Here is an 845-nt window from a genome sequence, read left to right as displayed (position 1 = left end):
TTCGAACATCTTCGCCTGCATCGCGGCGCGCGCCGCGGCGCGGTCGGCGGCATCGAGCTTGCCGTCGCCGTTGGCGTCGAGCTTGGCGAACATCTGCGCGGCGTGCGCCTGCGCCTCGGCGCGGGTCAGCACGCCATTGCCATCGGCGTCGCCCATGGTGCGGGGGCCGCCCGCGGGGGCGGCAAGCACCGGACCCGCGATCAGCGCGGCGCCCAGTGTCAGAAAAGCGATCTTCTTTTTCACGTCACCTAACTCCTTGTTCTGGGACCGAGGGGAGAGAAGCCAGTCCCGATGACGGCCTTCTAGGGGTCATTTGTCCCAAGCCATTGCCCGCTCGACGAAAAATTGTCGCAAATTGTCGCAAAACCGGCGGTCCGTTCATGACGGCGCAAGCCGGCGGCCCGGTTGCGGCCCGCCCGCGCGAAGTCTAGCACGCGCGATCGATAAGGAGAAAAGACATGAGGGGTTTCGCACTCGACCGACGGACGTTGCTCGCGGGATTGGGGCTCGCCGGAATGGGGAGCGTCGCGGCCGCCGCGATCGTCCGGCCGGCGTTCGCGGCGGACAGCGCCGACGCGCGGCTCGACGCGCTGCTCGCGGCGCAGTTCGAGGCGGGGCTGCGCGACGACCCGACCCGCGCCACCTCGCTCGGGCTCGACACCGGCGCGCTCGCCGACCTGCGCGCGCGCTTTCCCGACTGGTCGCCCGCCGGGCGCGCCGCGCGCGACCGCCGCATCGACAGCGACCTCGCCGCGGTGCGCGCGATCGACCCCGACACGCTGGGCGACACCGCCCGCGCCGCGCACGACAGCGCCGAGTTCGACCTCACCGCGCGCCAGCGGCTC

General features: G+C 71.7%; 2 pseudogenes. One reads left to right on the top strand and one right to left on the bottom strand.

Going from position 1 to position 845, the window contains the following annotated elements:
• Positions 1–243: pseudogene (locus tag SGR02S_RS19310) on the bottom strand (hypothetical protein); the annotation flags it as partial.
• Positions 244–458: 215 nt separating this feature from the next.
• On the opposite strand from SGR02S_RS19310, the pseudogene SGR02S_RS19305 reads away from it, so the two are divergent.
• Positions 459–845, top strand: a pseudogene (locus tag SGR02S_RS19305) (hypothetical protein); the annotation flags it as partial.

The sequence above is a fragment of the Sphingopyxis granuli NBRC 100800 genome (assembly GCF_001591045.1).
Lineage (GTDB): Bacteria > Pseudomonadota > Alphaproteobacteria > Sphingomonadales > Sphingomonadaceae > Sphingopyxis > Sphingopyxis granuli.
This window is presented reverse-complemented; position numbering and strand designations above follow the sequence as displayed.